Origin of the sequence: Streptomyces sp. SID12501, assembly GCF_010550245.1 — a bacterium.
Taxonomy (GTDB): Bacteria; Actinomycetota; Actinomycetes; order Streptomycetales; family Streptomycetaceae; genus Streptomyces.
This window is the reverse complement of the sequence record NZ_JAAGLU010000229.1, coordinates 1-658: the sequence shown is the minus strand read 5'-3', so window position 1 is coordinate 658 and position 658 is coordinate 1. Positions and strand designations below refer to the sequence as shown.

1 protein-coding gene is annotated in these 658 nt (G+C 75.7%); it reads right to left on the bottom strand.

Annotated features, from left to right (window positions below; all coding sequences use genetic code 11):
• Window positions 1-3 precede the first annotated feature (3 nt).
• A partial coding sequence (locus G3I71_RS45425) for a DNA polymerase IV (protein WP_164324780.1) occupies window positions 4-658 on the bottom strand: 655 nt, incomplete at its 5' end.

The following is a 658-nucleotide window of genomic DNA, read 5'->3' as shown; positions in this document are numbered from 1 at the left end:
GGGCTACTTGTTGCGCTTGGGGCGGCGGGCGGCAGGGTTGCCGGTACGGGTGTTGCTCCGTCGGGCGAGCTCGGCCGAGGCGCGCTCGTACACGGTGCGGCGCAGCCCGGTGCCGTGCGCCTCGCCGAGCGTCATCGTCAGCGTATCGAGGGGCTGGCGGCGCAGGTCGGCGACCGTCCGCACCCCCAGCCGTTCGAGCGCGCCCTGCGTCGCGGGCCCGACGCCGGGGACGGTCCGCACGTCGAGCGGCAGCAGCACGTCGTCCTCGTCCTCGGGTCGCACGACGACGACGCCACCGGGCTTGCGCAGGTCGGACGCGATCTTCGCGACGAGCTTGGACCGCGCGACGCCCACGGACACCGTCAGACCCGTGAGCTCCGCGACACGCGCCTGCAACCAGGCCGCGGCCTCCTCGGGCTCGGGGACGCCGTCGGGGGCGAGCGCGAGGTCGGCGAACGCCTCGTCGATCGACAGCGGCTCGACCGCGGGCGTCAGCTCGCGCAGCACCCCCATGATGACCTGCGAGTACGCCGAGTACGCCGCGAACCGTGGCACCAGCACGGCCGCCGCCGGGCTCAGCCGGCGGGCCCGGGCCATGGGCATCGCGGACCGGGCGCCGTCCCGCCGCGCCTCGTACGACGCCGTCGACACGACCCCA